Raw genomic sequence first — 21555 nt, forward strand, 5'->3', positions numbered from 1 at the left:
GCTCCTTGCCCGCGACCGCCGCAGACGCGTACGGAAGGACGGCGCCATGAGCAGCAGCGTCTGGGAGAATCTCGTCGTCGACGCCCACGATCCGGCGCGGCTGGCCCGCTGGTGGGCCGAGGCCCTCGGTTACCGGATCACCGTCGACACCCCCGACGAGGTGGAGATCCGCCGCGCTCCCGACACGCTCCCCGGGCTGGTCTTCGTGCCCGTGCGCGAGGAGAAGCAGGTCAAGAACCGCCTCCACATCGACCTGCGCCCCGATGACCAGGAGGCCGAGGTGGAGCGGCTGGTGGACATGGGCGCCCGGCACGTCGACGTCGGACAGTCCGACGTGGAGTGGACGGTGCTCGCCGACCCGGAGGGCAACGAGTTCTGTGTGCTGCGGCAGCGCACCAGCGCCGGGTGACGTGGTTGAGCGCCGACTTCGATGCCGCGCGCTTCGTCGAGGAGCCGCCGAAGGACACCAGCGCCGGTCGCGGACCGTACGAACGCGACCGGGCCCGGGTGCTGCACTCGGCGGCCTTCCGGCGGCTTGCGGCCAAGACCCAGGTGCACACCGCCGGCACCGACGACTTCCTGCGGACCCGGCTGACCCACTCGCTGGAGGTCGCCCAGATCGCCCGGGAGATGGGTGCCCGCCTCGGCTGCGATCCCGACCTGGTGGACACCGCCGGGCTGGCGCACGACCTCGGCCACCCGCCCTTCGGCCACAACGGTGAGGAGGCGCTCGACGCGCTGGCCGGACCCTGCGGCGGTTTCGAGGGGAACGCGCAGACGCTGCGGGTGCTCACCCGGCTCGAGGCGAAGGTGCTGACCCCCGACGGCGTCTCGGCCGGGCTGAACCTGACCCGGGCGGCGCTCGACGCGACCTGCAAGTACCCCTGGCCGCGCCGGCCGGGGCGGCGCAAGTTCGGCGTCTACCCCGATGACGCGGCGGTCTTCACCTGGTTGCGGGGGGCCGCGCCCGAGGGGGTGCGCTGCCTGGAGGCGCAGGTGATGGACTGGGCCGACGACGTGGCGTACTCGGTGCACGACGTCGAGGACGGCATACACGGCGGCTACCTCGACCCGCGCCGGCTCCTCCACGACGGCGACGAGCGGGCCGCGCTCTGCGCGGACGTCGCGGCGGTCTACTCCGGGGAGACCGCCGGGGACCTCAACACCGTGCTGCTGGAGGTGCTCGGGGACCCGGTGCTGGCGTCGCTGGCCGGCTACGACGGCAGCCACCGCGCGCTGGCGGCGCTGAAGGAGACCACCAGCGTGTTGACCGGCCGTTTCGTCTCCGCCGCGGTCGAAGCGACCCGGGCCGCGGCCGGCCCCGGCCCACTGCGCCGGTACGCCGCCGACCTGGTGGTGCCCCGCGAGGTCCGCGCCCAGGTGGCGCTCCTCAAGGGGGTGGCGCTGCGGTACGTGATGCGCCGCCGGGGCGCCGAGCAGCACTATGCCCAGCAGCGCGAACTCCTCACCGAACTCGTCAGCGCGCTGCTGGAGCGGGCGCCGGGGGAGCTCGACCCGGTCTTCGCGCCACTGTGGAGTGAAGCCGCCGACGACGCCGGCCGGCTGCGGGTGGTCGTCGACCAGGTGGCCTCCCTGACCGATCCGGCCGCGACGGCCTGGCACGCCCGACTGACCGGCCGGTAAGGGCGGTTCGCGGGCGGTCGCGGGCGTAGGATCCGAGCTCTGCCGTCCGGATGAGGAGAGGTGCGCGATGCTGCCCTGGAGCACCGAACTGGCTGGTCGCCTGGACCACGAGGTCATCGACTCCGCGCTGCTGCGCGACAACCCGCTCGGCGACCCGCACCAGCGGCCGATCTGGGTCTACACCCCGCCCGGCTACGACGACTCCCCGCAGACGCGTTACCCCAGCGTCTACGTCATCCAGGGCTACGGCGGCCAGGTGACGATGTGGGCCAACCGCACGCCGTACCGGCAACCCTTCATCGAGACCGCGGACGCGGTCTTCGCCTCCGGGCAGGCGCCGGGCTGCATCGTGGTCTACGTCGACGCCTGGAGCCGGTACGGCGGTTCCCAGTACGTCGACTCGCCCGGCACCGGCGCGTACCACTCGTACCTCTGCGACGAGGTGGTGCCCTGGGTCGACGCCCGCTACCGCACGATCGCCGCGCCGGCGTCCCGGGCGATCGCCGGCAAGTCCTCCGGTGGCTTCGGCGCGATGATCACGCCGATGCTGCGGCCGGACCTCTTCGGCGCGCTCGCCACCCACGCCGGCGACAGCCTCTACGAGTACTGCTATCTGGGCGAGTTCGCCCAGGCGGCCCGCTACCTGCGCGAGTACGACCACGACATTTTCCGCTGGTGGGAGGACTTCCGGTCGCGGGTGGCGAACACCAGGCCGGGCGACCAGACGCTGGGCATGGTGCTGGGCTGCAGCGCGGCCTTCTCGGCGGCCGAGGACGGCACGGTGCAGCTGCCCTTCGATCCGCGGACCGGTCAGTTGCGCCCGGAGCTCTGGCAGCGCTGGCTGGAGTGGGACCCGGTGCGGATGGTCGACCGGTACGCCGACGCGCTCCGGTCGCTGACCGCCGTCTGGATCGACGCGGGTACGAAGGACGAGTGGTTCCTCGATCTGGGGGCGGAGGCGTTCCGCGCCGGGCTGGAGCGCGTCGGCGTGCCGGCCGACCGGGTGCACTTCGAGCTCTTCGACGCCACCCACATGGCGATCGACTACCGGTACCCGCTCGCGCTTGCCTGGCTGGCGCAGCGGCTGTCCCGCTGACCCGGCCGCCGCCGCTGACCCGGCCGCTGCCCCGCTGACCTGGCAGTGGGGCCGCCGACCTGGCCGCCGCGCCCCGCTGGACCTGGCCGCCAGGCCGCGGGGGCGGTGCCCGAGGTATCCAGCCGGCCCGATCTGTTGCGTCAGGCAACCGTCCCGCCTGGCAGTAAAGTCAAGATCAATAGGGTCCTTTGGCCCCGATCCCTTGCTACTTTTTGCGAAACGGCGTTTCCGTTCGCCGTGTGAAGGGCAGGGAAAGCATGTCGCAGAGCCAGGTGGACGACGCCGTCCCGAGCACGCCAGAGCCGAAGCCCGTGCGGTTCGGCCCACTGCGGCTCTCGGCCGGCACCACGCGGATCAACATCAGCACGTACTACTGGATGGCGCTGACGTCGATCATGATGTTCACGTTCATCCCGGCGATCCAGACCGCCGTGCTGACCGCGATCCTCGACGTCCCCCGCGACCAGCAGGGCTCCGTGGTCGGCATCGCCGGCCTGCTCGCCGAGATCATCCTGATCGCGGTCGTCGGTGTCGCCGGCGCCTGGTCCGACCGGATCGGCCGCCGCCCCGTCGTCGCCGGCGGCTACGCCCTGATCGGCCTCGGCCTGGCGATGGCCCCCTTCGTCGGCGGGGTGCTGCCCTACTACGTGGCCCGCAGCATCGCCGCGGTCGGCGTGGCGATGGTGACGGTGATGCTCACCGCGGTCGTCGCCGACTACGTCCGCAACGAGACCCGGGGCACCGCCAACGGTTTCGTCGGCGTCTGCAACGGCATCGGCGCCGTCGCCACCTACTTCTTCCTGGTCAAGCTCCCCGACATCTTCGAGGGAAGCGGAATGGGCGAAGTTGCCGCCCTGCGGACCACCTACCTGGTCGTCGCCGGGCTGGCGCTGCTCACCGCGCTGGCGATGCAACTCGGACTGCGCGGTGGACAGGCGATCGTCCAGACCGAACGCATCCCCCTGCTCAAGCTGCTGCGCGAAGGGGTGACCGAGGCCCGCCGGCCCGGCGTCTCCTTCGCCTACACCAGCGCCTTCGTCGCCCGGGCCGACCTGGCGCTCGTCGGGGCGTACCTGACGCTCTGGGCCCAGCAGTACGGCAGCGAGGTTCTCGGGCTCAGCGAGGCCGAGGCGCTGGCCAAGGCAGGCATCCTGCTCGGCGTCGCCAACGGTGTCGCCCTCGTCGGCGCGCCGATGATCGGCATCATCGCCGACAAGTTGACCCGTACCGACGCGGTGATCATCTCCCTCGGCACCGCGGCGGTCGGCTACTGCGCGACCCTGCTGGTCGACAACCCCTTCAGCCTCACCGGCTACCTCGTCGCGGCCCTGATCGGCCTCGGCCAGGTCTGTGCGGTGATCTCCAGCCAGGTGCTCATCGCCGAGCAGGCGCCGACCCGTACCCGGGGCTCGGTGATCGGCACCTTCTCGCTCAGCGGGGGCATCGGCATCATGATCGCCTTCGCGGCCGGTGGCCCGCTCTACGACGGCTGGCGTCCCGCCGGACCGTTCGTGCTCTTCGGCGTGCTCGCCGCGGTGGCGTGCGTCTACGGCCTGATCGTGCGGTCCCGCATCACCCACGCAGAGGCGGACTGACCGCGGGACCCCGGCAGCGGCCACGGCGACTGAGGTTAGCCTTGGCTACATGACGGAGCGGAAGAACAAGGTCAACTCGGCGCGGGTGCTCCGCACCGAGCGGCTCACCCCCCACATGATCCGTGTCGTGCTGGGGGGTGAGGCCGTTGCCGGGCTGACGGTCGGCGACTACACCGACCACTACGTGAAACTGATCTTCGCGCCGTCGGGGGTGGAGTATCCGCGGCCGCTGGACCTCGACGCGATCCGTGCCGACCTGCCCCGGGAGCAGTGGCCGCGGCTGCGCACGTACACGATCCGCCGGTGGGATCCGGCCGCGGGCGAGCTGACCATCGACTTCGTTTATCACGGCGACGTGGGTCTGGGCGGCCCGTGGGCGGCCGCCGCGCAGCCCGGCGACGAGATCTGCTTCCTCGGCCCCGGCGGCGGCTACGCGCCGGACCCGGCCGCCGACTGGCACCTCTTCGCCGGCGACGAGAGCGCCCTGCCCGCGATCGCCGCCGGCCTGGAGCGGCTGCCGGCCGGCGCGGTGGCGCGGGTCTTCGTAGAGGTCGCCGACGCCGCCGAGGAGCAGCCGCTACCCACCGCCGCCGACGCCGAGATCGTCTGGGTGCACCGCGACGGCCGCCCTGTCGGCCAGGCACTGACCGCTGCCGTACGGGCGCTGGCCTGGCCCGCGGGTGTCCCGCAGGCATTCGTCCACGGCGAGGCCGGCTTCGTCCGGGACCTGCGCCGCCTGCTCCGCGTCGAGCACGGCCTGCCGGCCGCGACCCTCTCCATCTCCGGCTACTGGCGCCGGGGCGTCGACGACGAGGGCTGGCGCGCGGTCAAGCGCGACTGGAACCAGCGGATCGAGGCCGAGGAGTCGGCCGCCCTGGCCGACTGAGCCGGCGGTTTCCCGCGGCGGCGCCTCAGCTCGCCGTCGCGGGCTGACCGGTCTCGGCCGGCGTGGCCGGGGCGGTGCCGCCGCGCCGCCGGCTGACCAGCAGCGCCGCCGCCAGCAGCGCCAGCGCCGCCCCGAGCAGGTACGGCAGCGGGATCTTCACGTCGTAGAGGGCGCCGGCCGCCAGCGGGCCCAGGGCCCGGGCCAGCGCCGAGGCGGACTGGCTCACTCCGAAGGCGCCACCCAGCTCCGCGCCGCCCTCCTCGGCGATCAGCGCCGAGGTGGTGGTGGTCAGCAGGCCCTGGCCGACGGCGAGCAGCCCGAGCGCCGGGTAGCCGACCCAGGGGGAGACGAAGGGCAGGATCACCAGCCCCGCGGCGAGCAGGAGCGCACCGGCGATCGCCACCTTCCGGTTGCCGAAGCTACCCGAGAGCCGGCCGACCAGCCCGCCCTGCACGATCGCCATCATGATGCCGATACCGGCGAAGACCAGACCGAGGGCGCGCGCGTCGAGGCCGAAACGCTCCGCGCCGAGCAGTGCGAACGTCGCCTCCATGCCGACGAAGGCGAAGGTGAAGGCGAAGATCACCAGCAGTAGCGGGCGCAGGGTGGCGTTGCCCAGCGCATGGCGCAGCGCGGTCAGCGGGTTGCCGCCGCCGCGCCGGGCCGGGGCGCCGGCCGCGGCCGGCGTGGTGCGGGGCAGCAGGAAGTAGCCGAGGATCGCGTTCGCCAGGGCGACGCCGGCGGCCACGAAGCTCACCCCGGCGAAGCCGAGGTCGGCCAGGAGCGCCCCGATGGCCGGGCCGAAGACGAAGCCCATGCCGATCGAGGCGCCGATCATGCCGAGCGCCTGGGTGCGGGCCTTGCCCACGGTGAAGTCGCTGACGTACGCCTGACCGATGGCGATCGCGCCGCCGAACGCGCCGGCGACGACCCGGGCCAGCAGCAGGGTGGCGAGCGTGCCGGCGACACCGGTCAGCGCCAGCGAGATCGCCGAGCCGAGTAGCGCGGCGATCAGGACCGGGCGGCGGCCGAAACGGTCCGAGAGCGAGCCGAGGACCGGTGCGGCGACGAACTGCGCGGCGGCGTACGAGGTGAGCAGCGCGCCGACCCAGATGCCGGTGCCACCCAGGTCCTGGGTGTGGAAGGGCAACAGGGGCAGAATGATGCCGAAACCGAGCATGTCGACGAAGACCGCCAGGCAGACGGTGAGCAGGGCGGAACGGCGCATGATCCGGTCTCTTCCGACGTTGGTGCGGCAGTCGGGGAAATCCTACCGACAGCCTGTCGGAAAAAGCGCGGGCGCTTATCTGCTGGGACACCGCCCCGCGCCCCCGTCGTCGCGACGCTGCCCTTGCAGGGCAGGATGTAAGCCTTGAGGGAGGTGTTGATGGCTGGACGGATCCGGGACGAGGACATCGCGCTGGTCCGGGAGCGCACCTCGATCGCCGACATCATCTCCGAGACGGTGACGCTCAAGTCGGCCGGCGGCGGCAATCTCAAGGGGCTCTGCCCGTTCCACGACGAGAAGACCCCGTCGTTCACGGTGGCCCCGGCTCGCAACGTCTACTTCTGCCACGGCTGCGGCCAGGGTGGCGACGCGATCAAGTTCCTGATGGACGCCGAGCACCTGAGCTTCGTCGAGTCGGTGGAGCGCCTCGCCGGGCGCGCCGGCATCCAGCTGCGCTACGAGGAGACCGACGGCGCGCCGCGGCCCCGGCCGCAGCAGGGTCAGAAGCAGCGGCTGATCGCCGCGCACGCCGCCGCCGCCGCGTTCTACGCCGCCCAGCTCGCCACCGCCCCGGCCCGTCCGGCCCGGGAGTTCCTGGCCCGCCGCGGCTTCGACCGCGCCGCCGCCGAGCGCTACGGCTGCGGCTTCGCCCCCGACGCCTGGGACCTGCTCACCAAGCACCTGCGCCAGCAGGGCTTCACCAGCCAGGAGCTGATCACCGCCGGGCTGGCCCGGGAGGCGCGCTCCGGTTCGCTGATCGACCGGTTCCGCCGCCGGCTGCTCTGGCCGATCCGCGACCTCGCCGGTGACGTGATCGGCTTCGGTGCCCGCAAGCTCTTCGACGACGACGACGGGCCGAAGTACCTCAACACCCCCGAGACGCCGATCTACAAGAAGTCGCACGTCCTCTACGGCATCGACCAGGCCAAGCGGGAGATCGCCAAGCAGGGGCGGGCGGTGATCGTCGAGGGGTACACCGACGTGATGGCCTGCCACCTGGCCGGGGTCACCACCGCCGTGGCGACCTGCGGCACCGCCTTCGGCGCCGACCACATCAGCGTGCTGCGCCGGCTGCTGATGGACACCGACTCCGTCGCCGGCGAGATCATCTTCACCTTCGACGGTGACGCCGCCGGGCAGAAGGCCGCGCTGCGCGCCTTCGCCGACGACCAGCGCTTCGTCGGGCGTACCTTCATCGCCGTCAGCCCGGACAACATGGACCCCTGCGACCTGCGGTTGGCCCGCGGCGACCTGGCCGTGCGCGACCTGGTCGCCCGCCGTGAGCCGCTGGTGGACTTCGCGCTGCGGCAGGTGCTGCGCCGCTACGACCTGGACACCGTTGACGGGCGGGTGGAGGCGATGCGCGCCGCGGCGCCGCTGGTCGCCAAGCTCAAGGACCGCGAGAAGCGCCCCGAGTACGTCCGCAAACTCGCCGGCGACCTGGGCATGGAGGTCGAGCCGGTGCAGCGGGCGGTGCTTGCCGCGGCCAACGCCCCGGCCACCGGACCCGACGGCCGCCCCGCGCCACAGCAGCGGGCCGGCCGGGCCGCGCCCGTGGTCGACAACCCGCGATCCCTGGTCGAGCGGGAGGCGCTGAAGCTGGCGTTGCAGGTGCCGGTGCTCGCCGGGCCGATGTTCGACGCGGTCGGTGCCGAGGAGTACCTGCACCCGGTGCACCAGGTGCTGCGGGAGGCGATCGCCAAGGCCGGCGGCGCCGCCGCGGCGACCGGCGGCGCGGTCTGGATCGAGGCGGTCCGCGACGTCTGCGACGACCTGGCCGCCCAGGCGCTCGTGGCCGAACTGGCGGTCGAGCCGCTGCGGCTGGACACCGAGCCGGACCCCCGGTACGTCTCGATCACCCTGGCCCGGTTGCAACTGGGCTCGGCCACCAGCAGGATCCGGGAATTGAAGTCGAAGATCCAGCGGATCAATCCGGTGGCGCACAAGGACGAGTACTTCGCGCTCTTCGGGGAGCTGCTCTCGCTGGAGCAGCACGCCCGCGGACTGCGCGAGCAGGCAGCGGGAGGGCTGTGACGGATGGGCCTGTTCAACCGGAGCAAGAAACTGCCGGCCGACCGCCGTCCACCACTGGAGCGCGACGAGCGGGTGCTGGCCTGGGCACCGGTCGCCGTTGGCGACGGCACCGTGGTCGTCACGAACCTGGGTCTCTGGCTGCCGGCCGCTGAGCGCCGGCTCGGCTGGCACGAGGTGCACAAGGCGATCTGGTCGGGGCGGGAGCTGGCGATCACCGCGGCCGAGCAGGTCGCCGAGCGCGACGGCTACCTGGTGATGGGTGACCGGCCGGTCGACACCTTCGAGCTGCCGGAGCCGGGAGCGGTCCCGGCACAGGTGCGGCTGCGGGTGACCGGCTCGGTCTTCCACACGGTGCACCATCCGCTGCCCGGCGGGGGAGTGCGGATCGCCGCCCGGCGGGCGCCCGGCGTGGACGGTGTCACCTGGACGGTCCGCTACGACCCGGGCACGCGCACCGACGACCCCGAGATCGTGGCCGAGACCGATCGGATGGTGCGGGCCGCCCAGGAGGCATCGGCCCTCGCCGACTGAGCGCGGGCTGGCGCCTCGCTCCCGGTCCGGGCGGATAACCGTTGCGAGGTTGTCCGACCCGGGCGCTAGAGTCTGCCGGTGACCACGGGGCAACCTCTCATCCAGGCCAAAGGGCTGGTCAAACGCTTCGGTGACTTCGTCGCCGTCGACGGCATCGACGTCGAGGTGCAGGCGGGGGAGGCATTCGGCTTCCTCGGACCCAACGGCGCCGGCAAGTCCTCCACGATGCGCATGATCGGCTGCGTCTCGCCCCCGACCGACGGCGAGCTGCGTATCCTCGGTCTGGACCCGCGCCGCGAAGGCCCGGCGATCCGCGGCCAGCTCGGCGTCTGCCCGCAGCTGGACAACCTCGACCCGGAGCTGACCGTCCGGGAAAACCTCACCACCTACGCCCGCTACTTCGGCATCCCGCGCCGGGTGGCCCGCCGCCGCGCCGACGAGCTGCTGGACTTCGTGCAGCTCACCGAGCGGGCCGACCACAAGGTCGAGCCCCTCTCCGGCGGCATGAAGCGGCGGCTGACGATCGCCCGGGCGCTGGTCAACGAGCCGCGCATGGTGCTGCTGGACGAGCCGACCACCGGCCTGGACCCGCAGGCCCGGCACCTGGTCTGGGAGCGGCTGTTCCGCCTCAAGCAGCAGGGCGTCACGCTGGTGCTCACCACCCACTACATGGACGAGGCAGAGCAGCTCTGCGACCGGCTCGTGGTGATGGACGGCGGGCGCATCGTCGCCGAGGGCGCGCCTCGGGACCTGATCACCCGCTACTCCACCCGTGAGGTGGTCGAGCTGCGCTTTTCCACCGAGTCGCAGCAGGACTTCGCCGGCAAGCTGGCCGGTCTCGGCGAGCGCATCGAGGTGCTGCCGGACCGGATCCTGCTCTACGTCCCCGACGGCGACGCCGCGGTCGCCCAGGTGCACGAGCGGGCGCTGCGCCCGGAGGGGGTGCTGGTGCGCCGCTCCAGCCTGGAGGACGTCTTCCTGCACCTCACCGGCCGTACCCTGATCGAATAGCCGGCCGTGGTGACGCCGCCTACCACCGCCGCCAGCACGGGAGCAGAGATGACGCAGCAGCCCGGGGTCGCCCGGATGCCGGCCCTGATGGTCTTCGAGTACCACCTGATCAACTTCCGCCGGTCCTGGTACGGCAGTGTCTTCTCCTCCTTCCTGCTGCCCGTGCTGACCCTGGTCGGCTTCGGTGTCGGCGTCGGCTCCTACGTCACCGGCGGCGTCGACGGCGTGCCGTACCTCGACTACCTGGTGCCGGGGCTGATCGCCTCCACCGCGTTCCAGGTGGCGATCGGTGAGTCGCTCTGGCCGGTCTTCGGCCGGTTCGAGTGGGAGAAGACCTACTTCGCCCAGGCCGCCGCCCCCCTGCGGGTCGCTGACATCCTCGGCGGCCAGCTGCTCTTCCTGCTCTTCCGGGTGCTGCTCAGCTCCACGATCTTCCTCGCGGTGGCAGCCGCCTTCGGCACCCTGCACTCGCTCTGGGCGTTGGCCGTGGTGCCGGTGCAGGTGCTGCTCGGTCTCGCCGTCATCTCCCCGGTCATCGCCTATGCCGCGCGCGTCTCCAGCGACAGCTTCCTGGCCCTGCTGATGCGCTTCGGCGTGATCCCGATGACGCTCTTCTCCGGGGTCTTCTTCCCGGTGGCCGAGCTGACGCCGGTGCTGCGCTGGCTGGCGTACGCCTCGCCGCTCTGGCATTCCGTCGAGCTCTCCCGCGCGGCGACGCTCGGCACCACGCCGTACTGGCCGGCCGCCGGGCATCTGCTCTATCTGGCCGCCTGGGCGGTGGTCGGCTGGTGGCTGGCCCGGCGGCAGTTCGCCCGCCGGCTCGTGGACTAGGAAGGAGGGTCATGGTCGCGCTGCTGTTGCCCCGGCTCGCCGGGCTCACCACCGCTTCGCGCCGCTCGCTGTCGGTGACCGGCCGCAACTTCGCGGCGCTGAAGTCGGCGTACTGGCTGGTCATGGTCTCCGGTTTCCTCGAGCCGGTGCTCTACCTCTTCTCCATCGGTGTCGGCGTCGGTGGCCTGATCGGTGACCTGACCCTGACCGGCGGGCAGGTCGTCTCCTACGCCGCCTTCGTGGCACCGGCGATGCTCGCCGCCTCGGCGATGAACGGCGCGCTGTCGGAGACCACCTTCAACTTCTTCGGCAAGATGAAGTTCATGAAGCTGTACGACGGGGTGATCGCCACCCCGGTACGGCCGTTCGAGATCGCCTTCGGCGAGCTCATCTGGGCGATGATCCGCGGTTCGGCCTACTCGGCGGCCTTCCTGGGCCTGATGGTGCTGATGGACCTCACCAGCGTCGGACGTGCGCTGGTGGCCTTCCCGGCCGCGGTGCTGGCCGGTTTCGCCTTCGGGTCGCTCGGCATGGCGTTCGCGACGTACCTGCGCAGCTGGCAGGACTTCGACCTGATCAGTTCGGTGCAGTTCGCGCTCTTCCTCTTCTCGGGCACCTTCGTGCCGCTGAGCGCGTACCCGGCGGCGCTGGGCGCGCTGATCGAGCTCACTCCGCTCTACCGGACTGTCCACCTGATCCGCGGCATCACCCTGGGCACGGCCGACTGGACACTGCTGCTCGACGTCGTCTACCTGCTCGCGGCCGTGGTGATCGGGCTGGCCGCTGCCGGCCGGCGGGTCGACCGGCTGCTCTGCAAGTGAAAGTGACCCTCGGCGATTAGCGGGACCGGGCTTCGGGCATAGCGGGGTGGCCGGCACAGCGAGGGAGCCACCATGACCACCGAACGACACCCGGAGCAGGGATCACGCCGCGACGACAACGACCTGCCGTCCCCCTCGCCCGCGAACCGCAACGCAGACGAGGACCGAGCGGTCCCGTCGGGGACGCAGCGCAACGCAGACGAGGGCCGGGCGGTCCCGCCGGCGACGCGGCGCAACGAGGACGAGGTGCCGGCGCCCGCGCCGGTGCCGCGCGACGGCGACGGCCGTCCCGACAAGAACGCACCCCCCGGACCGGACGCCGGCCCGGACAGTCCGACGGGCCTGCCCGGCTCGTCCCTGTTCTCGGCGGTCAAGCGCACCGTCAAGGAGTTCTCCAACGACGGCCTGACCGACTGGGCCGCCGCGCTGACCTACTACGGGGTGCTCTCAATCTTTCCCGGGCTGCTGGTGCTGGTCTCGCTGCTCGGCCTGGTCGGGCAGGGCGACCCCGATTCCGTCCGGGACACCGTCGGCCAGGTGGTGCCGAGCCCCGAACTCACCAAGGTCATTACCGACGCGATCGGCCAGGTGCAGCGCAGCGACGCGGCGAGCCTGGTGGCGATCTTCGGTCTGCTCGCCGCCTTCTGGTCGGCCTCCGGCTACATTGCGGCCTTCATGCGGGCCTCCAACGCGATCTACGACGTGCCGGAGGGGCGGCCCATCTGGAAGACCCTGCCGATCCGGGTCGGGGTCACCGCGCTGGTCGGGCTGATGCTGATCGCCAGCGTCCTGATCGTCGTCTTCACCGGGCGGATCGCCGAGGTGGCCGGTGACCTGATCGGACTGGGCGCAGCCGCCGTCACCGTCTGGAACATCGCCAAGTGGCCGGTGCTGATCGTGCTGGTCAGCCTGATGTTCTCGCTGCTGTACTGGGCCGCGCCCAACGCCCGCCACGGCGGTTTCCGCTGGATCAGCCCGGGCGGGATCGTCGCCGTGCTGATCTGGCTGGTCGTCTCCGGCGGTTTCGCCTTCTACGTGGGCAACTTCGGGTCCTACAACAAGACCTACGGCGCGCTGGCGGGCGTGGTCGTCTTCCTGGTCTGGCTCTGGCTGACCAACCTGGCGATCCTCTTCGGCGGCGAGCTCGATGCCGAGCTTGAGCGCAGCCGGGCCATCTCCGCCGGTCACCCGGTCGACGAGGAGCCTTACGTGCAGCTGCGCGACGACCGCAAGCTGCGCAAGAGCGAGACGTAGCGGGCACAACGTTGCCGATGTCACCGAGCGGAACCGCGAACTCGCGGTTCCGCTCGGAGTCATGATCAGGTTACTGTCCTGTATGGAAATCGGTTGGTCACGCTCCGGGGTCTGGGGGCCGGTTCGTGCTGCGCCGACTTCCGCCGAGATCCATCGATCCGTGCGAAAGGGCGTATCCCACCGCTGGTCAGGAAGCCGAATGCAGGTCCCTCGCCTGCTCGCTCGGATATGTTCGGCACTGCGACTCCCGACCGTGACACTTCGACCACTTTTCTGACCGGCGTCGCCACCACCACGGCGATCCGGTGCCGTCCGGCTCCACCCGGGCACCGGCGGCACCACAGCGAGGTCGGCTCACCAGCAGGCCGGCGAATCCACCTCCTGGAGGGCACGATGACGATGACGATGACGACGGCGCAAGCGCTGGACCTGCGCGTCCGGTTCGACGCGGAACTCGCCACCTTCCTCGACCAGCGGACCCCCGACTGGTCCACCGGACGCACCGCGGAGGTCTTCACCGAGCTGCGGCGGTTCATTCTCTCCGGCGGCAAACGGCTGCGGCCGCTCTTCTGCTACTGGGGTTGGCGGGGAGCGGGGGAGCCCGACGGCGATCCCATTGTGATCGCCTCGGCGGCGCTGGAGCTCTTCCACGCCTTCGCGCTGATCCACGACGACATCATGGACAGCAGCGAGCAGCGCCGGGGCGAACCCTCGGTGCACCGGCTCTTCGCCGACCTGCACGTGCAGTCGCGCTGGCGTGGCGACCCCGAGTCGTACGGGCAGAGCACCGCGCTGCTCGCCGGGGATCTCTGCGCAGCCTGGGCCGACCAGATGTTCCACGAGTGCGGGCTGCGGCCCGAGCAGGTGCACCGCGGTTACAACGTCTTCGCCGCCATGCGCACCGAGGTGATCGCCGGGCAGTACCTCGACCTCGCCGCCGGGATGCGCGAAGGGTCGGTCGAGGGCGCCCTGAAGGTGATCCGGATGAAGACCGCCCGCTACACCATCACCCGTCCGCTGCAGATCGGCGCGGCACTGGCCGGGGCGCAGCCGGCGGTGCTGGAGGCGCTCGCGGCGTTCGGTGACCCGCTCGGTGACGCCTTTCAGCTCCGCGACGACGTGCTCGGCGTTTTCGGCGACCCGGCGGTGACGGGCAAGCCGGTCCTGGACGACCTGCGGGAGGGGAAGCCGACCGTGATGATGGCGCTGGTGCGGGACCGGGCCGACGCCACGCAGCGGCAGCAGCTCGACGAGCTCTTCGGCAACCCGTCCCTCGACGCCGAGGGCGCGGCGCGGTTGCGTGCCATCATCACCGGGACCGGTGCCCGCGCGCAGATCGAGCAGATGATCGCGGAGCGGGCCGAGGCGGCGATGGGCGCGCTGGCGGCGGCGCCGATCACCGAGGAGGCGCGGGTGGTGCTGGCCGCGCTGGCCGGCGACGCCATCCACCGCGACGTCTGAGCCCCGGCACCTGAAAGACAACGAACCGGGTACGCCTGTCGCGTACCCGGTTCACCAAGCGCGGGCCGGTCGCCTGACGGCGACCGGCCCGTAGCTTCTGGGGCGGCTCAGATGCTGCCGCTGGTGCCGGTTCCCGGACCGGCCGGCTTGTTCCGCGGCGAGGTGGTCGCCGAGGAGCTGCCGGAAGAGGGGACCGAAGCGGACGAAGAGCTGCCGCTCTTGGCCGCCGAGCCCGCGAAGGTGTCATCGGACTTGCCGGTCGTCGAGCCGGTGTTGCCGCTCGGGCTGCTCGAGCTGCTGCTCGGGCTGCTGGTGGAGCTGCTGCCCATGCCGCTCGAACCGTTGCCGGTGCTGAGCTTCTCGCCGATCTTCGACTGGCCGATCTTGTCCTTGCCCTCGCTGTAGAGGCGGTTGGCCTGCGCCTGGGCGACGCCTGCGGCCTCCTGCACCGTCGGGTGGTCAAGCACCTTGCGGCCCTTGACGACCAGCTCCTCGTACTTCTCGCGGCCTGCACGGGCGCCCAGGACGAACCCCGCAGCCAGCCCGCCGATGAACATAAGCTTTCCGCGCATGGCGGCTCCCTTCGTGCCTGGCGCGCCAGTCACGACCCGGGTTCGGGTCATGGCGGTCGCGCCTGCGTCCCTGCTGTCCGCATCTAACTACCCATCCTCCTCCGCGCTCATGCCTCGTTGCGCCGAGATGTGGATTTGTCCGTTTCTTGGGCGGGTCGGCTTCCCGGTAACCCCCTGGACCGGACCCCCTGGTTGTCCTGTACTCTTGTGCCGTCGCACGGCGCAGGGAGATCCTGAGCCGAGCTACAGCTGCGATCCCCCGTAGCTCAATTGGCAGAGCAGCCGGCTGTTAACCGGCAGGTTTTTGGTTCGAGTCCAAACGGGGGAGCTTTTCCGCAATTCCCGCCCGCCGGCATCGCCGGCGGGCATTGTCGTGTTCGGGGCCGGAACCACCGTCGTGACGCCGGTGCCCCCGATGCGACCACCCCTGCCGGCGCATCGGTACGCCGTACGGGGTGTCGGGGGAGCGATGAGCGCAGCACGCCGGCACGCCGGCTCACTGATCGCCTTCGCGATCGTGCTCGGCTGGCTCGTGATCGGCGGGGTCACCGGACCGTTCGCCGGGCGGCTCAGCGAGGTCGCCACCAACGACAACACCGCCTTCCTGCCGGCCGACGCCGAGGCGACCCGGGCACAGGAGCTCTCCACCGAGTTCGCCGACGTGCAGGCCGCACCCGCCTTCGTCGTCTACGCCCGCGCCGCCGGCATCACCGACGCCGACCGGCAGCAGGTGGCCGCGCAGAGCGCCCGCTTCGCCGAGGTCCCCGGCGTCATACCGCCGGTGTCGCCGCCGCTGCCCAGCGAGGACGGCCAGGCCCTGCAGGTGATCGTGCAGGTCTCCCAGGCCGACAGCACCGAAACCGGCGACACCATCGGCGAGCTGCGCCGCATCGCCGGTGAACAGACCGACGGGATGACAGTGCACGTCGCCGGCCCCGCCGGGCTGCAGAGCGACCTGGTGGAGGTCTTCGGCCAGATCGACGGGCCGTTGCTGCTGGTCACCCTCTGCGTGGTGCTGGTGATCCTGCTGATCGTCTACCGCAGCCCGAGCCTCTGGATCATCCCGCTGCTCTCGGCGATCGTGTCGTACGCGCTGGCGGCCTTCTTCGTCTATCTGCTCGCCGACGCCGGCGCGGTAACGCTCAACGGCCAGGCCCAGGGCATCCTCACCGTGCTGGTCTTCGGCGCCGGCACCGACTACGCGCTGCTGCTGATCGCCCGCTACCGCGAGGAACTGCACCTGCGCGACACCCCCACCCAGGCGGTACGCGCGGCGTGGAAGGGCACCGCACCGGCGATCATCGCCTCCGGTGGCACCACCATCGCCAGCCTGCTCTGCCTGCTGCTGTCGAGTCTGAACTCGAACCGCTCCACCGGTCCGGTCGCGGCGATCGGGATCGCCTGCACGCTGATCGTGATGCTGACCCTGCTGCCGGCGCTGCTGCTGCTCGGCGGCCGGTGGGCGTTCTGGCCGCGGGTGCCGCACCCCGACCGGGCCCAGCCGGAGCAGGCCCACAGCCTCTGGGCGCGGATCGCCCGCGGGGTGGGGAAGCGGGCCCGGCCGGTCTGGATCGGCACGACCGTCGGCCTCGGCGTGCTCGTGGTCGGCCTCACCCAGCTCGGTGCGACCACCCTCGGCCAGTCGGACCTCTTCACCGAACGCACCGACTCGGTCGCCGGGCAGGAGCTGCTCGCCCGGCACTACCCCGGCGGGCAGGGCTCCCCGGCGACCATCTTCACCACCGAGAACACCGCCGAGGAGGTGACCCGGGCCGCCGCCGGGGTGCCGGGCGTGGTCGACGTACGGCCGGCGGGGAGCACCGGCGGGCAGCAGCAGCCGGCGCCGGCGCCGAAGGTGGTCGGCGGGCGGGTGGAGCTGGCGGCTACCTTCGCCGACCTGCCCGACAGCGACGCCGCCGAGCAGACGCTGCGCCGGCTGCGGGAAGCGGTGCACGCCGTACCCGGGTCGGACGCGGTGGTGGGGGGTTTCACCGCGACCAACGTCGACACCGCCGACGCCTCCACCCGCGACCGCAACCTCATCATCCCGGTGGTGCTGGCGGTGATCCTGGTGATCCTCACCCTGTTGCTGCGGGCCGTGGTCGCGCCGATCCTGCTGGTCCTGACCGTGGTGCTCTCCTACGGCGCGACCCTCGGCGTCTGCGCGGTGCTGTTCAGGTACGTCTTCGGGTTCGCCGGGGTGGACACCTCGTTCCCGCTGTTCGCCTTCGTCTTCCTGGTGGCGCTCGGCATCGACTACAACATCTTCCTGATGACCCGGGTACGCGAGGAGTCGGTCAAACGCGGCACCCGCGCCGGCGTGCTGCAAGGACTGGTCGTCACCGGCGGGGTGATCACCTCGGCCGGGATCGTGCTCGCCGCGACCTTCTCGGCGCTGGCGGTGCTGCCGCTGGTGGTGCTGGTCGAACTCGGGGTCGCCGTCGCCATCGGCGTACTGATCGACACGATCGTGGTCCGGTCGCTGCTGGTGCCGGCGCTGGCGTACGACATCGGGCCGAAGGTGTGGTGGCCCAGCGCCCTCTCCCGGCAGCGCGCCGCGGTCAGCTACCGGCCGCGCCACTCCCGCTGATCCGCCCGCCGGCGGCGGAGGCTGGGGGTTGGGCGGCAGGGCCACAGTGGATTGTCGCCGCTCCGTTGCGAAACGGGACTGCGCCGGATCCTGAAGATCATCTACTCTGCCCGTCATGCCTGAACCTCTGCCGCCGCCGAACTTCACCTCGGGCGCGGCGTACCCGGAGATCGGCCGGCTGCGGATCGCGCTCACCGCGGGCGATTTCGCCACGGTGCGCAAGGTCTTCGCCGGGCTCGACACGAACGCCACCACCATCGCCGTCGGCACCGCGACCGACATCGGCGGCATCGAGGCCGCGCTGGGCAGGGAGTGGCAGGCCGACCCGGACGACGCGCTGATCGGCACGCTCCTCGGCGCCCACCTGATCCAGGCCGGCTGGACGATCCGCACCGCCGCCCTGGCCAAGTACGTCAGCCGGGAACAGTTCGAGGGCTTCCGCGCCTATCTGTGCCGGGCCGAACAGGTCCTGATCGACGTCACCGCCCGCCACCCGGACTATGTGCCGGCCTGGGCCAAGCGGCTCACCAGCGCCCGCGGCCTGCAACTGGGCCCCTCCGAGCTGCGCCGCCGCTACGACCGGCTCGCCGCCCACGACCCGCACCACCTGCCGGCGCAGTCCTCGGTGCTGCAGAAGCTCTGCCCCAAGTGGGGCGGCTCCTGGCCGGCCGTGCAGGCCTTCGTCAAGGAGTGCACCGACACCGCCCCGCCCGGCTCGCACAACGCCGTGCTGGTCTGCGAGGGACACCTCGAATACATGGGGACCCTCGGCAGCAAGAAGAAGGCGGTCGAGTACCTGCAGGACCCGCGCGTCCGGCAGGAAATCTACGCCGCCGCCGAGCGTTCCGTCTGGCACGCCGACTTCACGAACGCGGTCGGCTGGGTGTGGGTACGCGCCACCTTCGCCTGCCTGTTCAGCCTGATGGGCGACCACCGCGCCGCCCTGACCCAGTTCACCGCACTCGGACCGTACGGCAACGCCAGCGCCTTCGACTATGTCGGCGACGGCGAGCAGGAATTCGTCCGGTACCGCGCCGAGGCGTACGCGAAGGGTGCCGCCTGATGATCCAGCAGCTCGAGATCGACGGTGTGCCGACGCTGCTCGCGCCCGGCTCCGGCCCGATGCGGGCCGGGCTGATCTTCCGGGTCGGTTCGGCCGACGAGACCCTGGCCCGGCGCGGCATCACCCACCTGCTCGAACATCTGGCGCTCGCCACGATCGGCCAGGCCGACTACCACTACAACGGCGCCACCGATCAGATCTTCACCCACTTCCACAACCAGGGCTCCGAAGCGCACGTCGCCGGTTTCCTCACCGGCGTCTGCGAATCCCTGCAGAACCTGCCCATGCAGCGGCTGGAGGTGGAGAAGGAGATCCTGCGCACCGAGGAGAGCAGCCGCGGCACCGGCGTCATGGACGGTATGCCGCTCTGGCGCCACGGCGCCCAGGACTACGGGCTGGTCAGCTACCGGGAGTTCGGGCTGCACATGATCGGCCCCGACGACCTGCGGGCCTGGGCGGGCCGCTACTTCACCCGGGAGAACGCCGTCTGCTGGATCGTCGGCGACCGGGTGCCCGAAGGACTGCGCCTGCCGCTGTCCAGCGGCGAACGCCGCCCCGTCCCCGCGGCCTCCTCCGCGCTGCCCCAGACCCCCGCCTACTACGCGTCGGGTTCGCGGGCGGTCGCGCTCGACGCCGTCGTACGCGCCGGACGCCCCGCCGCCGTCTTCGCCGGCGTCCTGGAGCGGGAACTGTTCCGCACCCTGCGCCAGGAGCAGGGCCTCTCCTACACCGCCGACGCCGCCTACGACTGGCGCGGCGACGAGTACGCCCACATCCGCGCGCTCGCCGACGCGCTGCCGGAGAAGCAGGACGCCGTCCTCGGCGGCTTCGTCGACGTGCTCGCCAAACTGCGCGTCGGCCGCATCGAGCAGGCCGACCTCGACGCCACCGTGGCGAAGATGGAAGAGTCGCTCACCGACGTCGACGTCGACGCCAAGCGCCTGCCGTCGTACGCGCTGGACCTGCTCGTCGGGCGTCCCACCCCGACGGTCGACGACCTGCGCGCCGAGATCAAGGCGGTGACCCTCGACGACCTGCGGGCGGTGGCCGGCGAGCTGACGGCCAACGCGCTGCTGATGGTGCCGGACGGGCTGGCCGCCGACTGGGCCGGCCACGTCGCCGCGCCGACCCGGTCGACCGCCCCGATCCCCGGCACGCCGCACGCGTCCCGGGAAGGCACCGGGCAGCTGCTGATCGGCGCCGAAGGAGTCAGCTACGTTCCGTTCGCCGGTGACGGGGTGGCCGCCGTCCGGTTCGCCGAGTGCGCGGCGATGCTCTGCTGGCCCGACGGCGGCCGGCGCCTGATCGGCAACGACGGCATCGCCGTGACGGTCGAACCGAACCTCTACTACCTCACCCCCGAAGCGTTGCGGGCCGTCGACCAGCTCGTGCCGCCCGACCGCAAGGTCTTCCTGCCGCCGCGCGACCCCGAGGACATCCCGGTCGCCGGCGAGCACGTGGCGCTGGCGACCGGCCCGAAGAAACCCGCTGGGGCGCTGCACATCATCGGCATGCTGCTCAGCGCCGTCGGCGCCACCCTCTGCGCCGGATTCGCGGCGCTGCTCGCGGTAGCCCTGATCATGGAGCCGGGAGACGACGAGCTCTGGATCATGGTCGTGGTCATGGCGGTCTTCGCCGCCGTCCTCGCGCTGCCGATCCCGCCGCTGTGGCGGCGCATCCGCAGCAGCTGATCCGTACGCTGCCGCAGCCGGCATTATCTGGTCGGCTGCGGCAGCGGGACAGGTGCGATCCGGCGGGGGAGTGCTGGCGCGAACAGGGCACTCCCGGGCGGTGCGCCGGCGGGTAGGATCATCCGGCCGGTCACGGGGCGGTAGCTCAGTCGGTTAGAGCAGGGGACTCATAATCCCTCGGTCGCGGGTTCGAGTCCCGCCCGCCCCACCACGTGAAAGTCCTGCTCATGGCGCGCCGACGCCCCGTACGCACGGCGTCAAAATCGGGACTAGCGCTCTCAGTCCGCACTGAGTCCGCAGCAGCAGATCCATGACCCGCGTAGCCTCGCCGGTTGTCGTTGCCGAACGCCTCGGTTTGGGCGACGGTGGTGAGGTGGTGTGCCGGGGGAACTGGGTATTTCGCCGATGGCATCCGATCGAGCGCACATCAACGGCCTCGATTACGAGATGGCCGTTGAAGACTGACCGCCAGGGCGTCACCGGGGCCGGAGTCGCCTGGATGGCCGCCCTGGCGCTGCTCTGGGGATCTAGCTTCCTGTGGATCAAGCTCGCGTTACGTGGGTTCAATCCGGTGCAGATCACGTTCGGCCGGCTGCTGCTCGGGTTCCTGGTGCTGGCGCCCATCGTCATGTTCCGAGGGCTGCGGTTCCCCCGCGACGGGCGGACGTGGGGTCATCTGTTCATGGCCGCGCTGGTCGCCAACGCGATCCCGTACTTCCTGTTCGGTCTCGGTGAGCAGACAGTCGGATCGAACGTGGCCGGGGTGCTCAACGCCACGACCCCGCTGTGGACCCTGCTGCTGGCGTTCCTGGTCGGCGTCGACCCCAACGTCACGGCCACCAAGGCGGTCGGGTTCGCGGTCGGGTTCCTCGGTGTGGTGGTCATCTTCTCGCCGTGGGAGTCCGCTGCCGAAATCGCGAGCTGGGGTGGACTTGCCTGCCTGGCGGCGTCGGCCAGCTACGGTCTCAGCTACGTCTACATGGGCCGCTACTTGACCGGGCGGGGTATCAGCCCGCTGGTGTTGTCCGCGAGCCAGCTCGGGGCCGCCACGGTCCTGCTCGCCCTGGCGATGCCGTTCGCCGGCCTCGATGCGCCCGAGTGGCGGTGGGACGCGGTGGGAAGTCTGCTCGTGCTGGGTGCCCTCGGCACCGGCATCGCCTACGTCCTGAACTGGGCTTGACCCGTTTCGACGGACAGGGTCGATGTGTCGATGTTAGTTAGGCTGCCTGGACCGTTGGTAGTAGGTG

18 protein-coding genes and 2 tRNA genes are annotated in these 21555 nt (G+C 71.4%); 18 read left to right on the forward strand and 2 right to left on the reverse strand.

Annotated elements, in window-relative coordinates; genetic code table 11:
* The first annotated feature begins 46 nt into the window (after positions 1-46).
* The 5 genes from ACK8GG_RS19890 (at position 47) to ACK8GG_RS19910 (ending at position 5221) form a co-directional block, all read left to right on the forward strand.
* Positions 47-409 (forward strand): VOC family protein, encoded by a 363-nt coding sequence (locus ACK8GG_RS19890; RefSeq protein WP_440354945.1) that lies wholly within the window; start codon positions 47-49, stop codon positions 407-409.
* Between the two features lie 5 nt (positions 410-414).
* Complete coding sequence (locus tag ACK8GG_RS19895; RefSeq protein ID WP_440356979.1) at positions 415-1644, forward strand: deoxyguanosinetriphosphate triphosphohydrolase; 1230 nt, start codon at positions 415-417, stop codon at positions 1642-1644.
* Positions 1645-1711: 67 nt separating this feature from the next.
* Complete coding sequence (locus tag ACK8GG_RS19900; protein WP_440356967.1) at positions 1712-2740, forward strand: alpha/beta hydrolase; 1029 nt, start codon at positions 1712-1714, stop codon at positions 2738-2740.
* 257 nt (positions 2741-2997) lie between these two features.
* Positions 2998-4335, forward strand: a complete 1338-nt coding sequence (locus ACK8GG_RS19905; RefSeq protein ID WP_440356968.1) for an MFS transporter — start codon at positions 2998-3000, stop codon at positions 4333-4335.
* A gap of 49 nt (positions 4336-4384) precedes the next feature.
* Positions 4385-5221, forward strand: coding sequence for a siderophore-interacting protein (locus ACK8GG_RS19910; RefSeq protein ID WP_440354943.1), 837 nt, complete (start codon positions 4385-4387; stop codon positions 5219-5221).
* A gap of 25 nt (positions 5222-5246) precedes the next feature.
* On the opposite strand, the gene ACK8GG_RS19915 is transcribed toward ACK8GG_RS19910, so the two are convergent.
* Entirely contained in the window at positions 5247-6449 is a 1203-nt protein-coding gene (locus ACK8GG_RS19915; protein ID WP_440354942.1) for an MFS transporter, read from the reverse strand.
* Between the two features lie 159 nt (positions 6450-6608).
* Here ACK8GG_RS19915 and dnaG point away from each other — a divergent pair, with 159 nt between their 5' ends.
* From dnaG to ACK8GG_RS19950, 7 genes are all read left to right on the forward strand, one after another.
* Complete coding sequence (dnaG, locus tag ACK8GG_RS19920) at positions 6609-8483, forward strand: DNA primase (protein WP_440350641.1); 1875 nt, start codon at positions 6609-6611, stop codon at positions 8481-8483.
* A 3-nt stretch (positions 8484-8486) separates the two neighbouring features.
* A complete protein-coding gene (locus ACK8GG_RS19925; protein WP_440356969.1) occupies positions 8487-9014 on the forward strand; it encodes a hypothetical protein in 528 nt (175 codons plus the stop codon).
* Positions 9015-9092: 78 nt separating this feature from the next.
* Complete coding sequence (locus ACK8GG_RS19930) at positions 9093-10025, forward strand: ABC transporter ATP-binding protein (protein WP_440350639.1); 933 nt, start codon at positions 9093-9095, stop codon at positions 10023-10025.
* 48 nt (positions 10026-10073) lie between these two features.
* Positions 10074-10856: an ABC transporter permease gene (locus ACK8GG_RS19935; RefSeq protein WP_440354940.1), complete on the forward strand. Its 783-nt coding sequence runs from the start codon at positions 10074-10076 to the stop codon at positions 10854-10856.
* Positions 10857-10867: 11 nt separating this feature from the next.
* Positions 10868-11677: an ABC transporter permease gene (locus ACK8GG_RS19940; protein WP_440354939.1), complete on the forward strand. Its 810-nt coding sequence runs from the start codon at positions 10868-10870 to the stop codon at positions 11675-11677.
* A 72-nt stretch (positions 11678-11749) separates the two neighbouring features.
* Positions 11750-12931 (forward strand): YihY/virulence factor BrkB family protein, encoded by a 1182-nt coding sequence (locus ACK8GG_RS19945; RefSeq protein WP_440356970.1) that lies wholly within the window; start codon positions 11750-11752, stop codon positions 12929-12931.
* A gap of 393 nt (positions 12932-13324) precedes the next feature.
* Positions 13325-14392, forward strand: coding sequence for a polyprenyl synthetase family protein (locus ACK8GG_RS19950; RefSeq protein WP_440356971.1), 1068 nt, complete (start codon positions 13325-13327; stop codon positions 14390-14392).
* Positions 14393-14499: 107 nt separating this feature from the next.
* Here ACK8GG_RS19950 and ACK8GG_RS19955 read toward each other — a convergent pair whose 3' ends face one another.
* Positions 14500-14964, reverse strand: coding sequence for a hypothetical protein (locus ACK8GG_RS19955; RefSeq protein ID WP_440356972.1), 465 nt, complete (start codon positions 14962-14964; stop codon positions 14500-14502).
* A 255-nt stretch (positions 14965-15219) separates the two neighbouring features.
* Between ACK8GG_RS19955 and ACK8GG_RS19960 the strand changes: the two genes are divergently transcribed.
* From ACK8GG_RS19960 to ACK8GG_RS19985, 6 genes are all read left to right on the forward strand, one after another.
* Positions 15220-15292 (forward strand) — tRNA-Asn (locus ACK8GG_RS19960).
* 141 nt (positions 15293-15433) lie between these two features.
* Positions 15434-17554: an MMPL family transporter gene (locus ACK8GG_RS19965; protein ID WP_440356973.1), complete on the forward strand. Its 2121-nt coding sequence runs from the start codon at positions 15434-15436 to the stop codon at positions 17552-17554.
* 115 nt (positions 17555-17669) lie between these two features.
* Positions 17670-18617 (forward strand): hypothetical protein, encoded by a 948-nt coding sequence (locus ACK8GG_RS19970; RefSeq protein ID WP_440354936.1) that lies wholly within the window; start codon positions 17670-17672, stop codon positions 18615-18617.
* Positions 18617-20308 carry a M16 family metallopeptidase gene (locus ACK8GG_RS19975; RefSeq protein WP_440354935.1) on the forward strand — a complete coding sequence of 564 codons (1692 nt, stop codon included), beginning with the start codon at positions 18617-18619 and terminating at the stop codon, positions 20306-20308. Before ACK8GG_RS19970 ends, ACK8GG_RS19975 begins: the two co-directional genes overlap by 1 nt.
* A gap of 134 nt (positions 20309-20442) precedes the next feature.
* Positions 20443-20519, forward strand: a tRNA-Ile gene (locus ACK8GG_RS19980).
* 243 nt (positions 20520-20762) lie between these two features.
* Positions 20763-21488 carry a DMT family transporter gene (locus ACK8GG_RS19985; RefSeq protein WP_440356974.1) on the forward strand — a complete coding sequence of 242 codons (726 nt, stop codon included), beginning with the start codon at positions 20763-20765 and terminating at the stop codon, positions 21486-21488.
* Positions 21489-21555 lie beyond the last annotated feature (67 nt).

The sequence above is a fragment of the Melissospora conviva genome (genome assembly GCF_049523535.1).
Lineage (GTDB): Bacteria > Actinomycetota > Actinomycetes > Mycobacteriales > Micromonosporaceae > Melissospora > Melissospora conviva.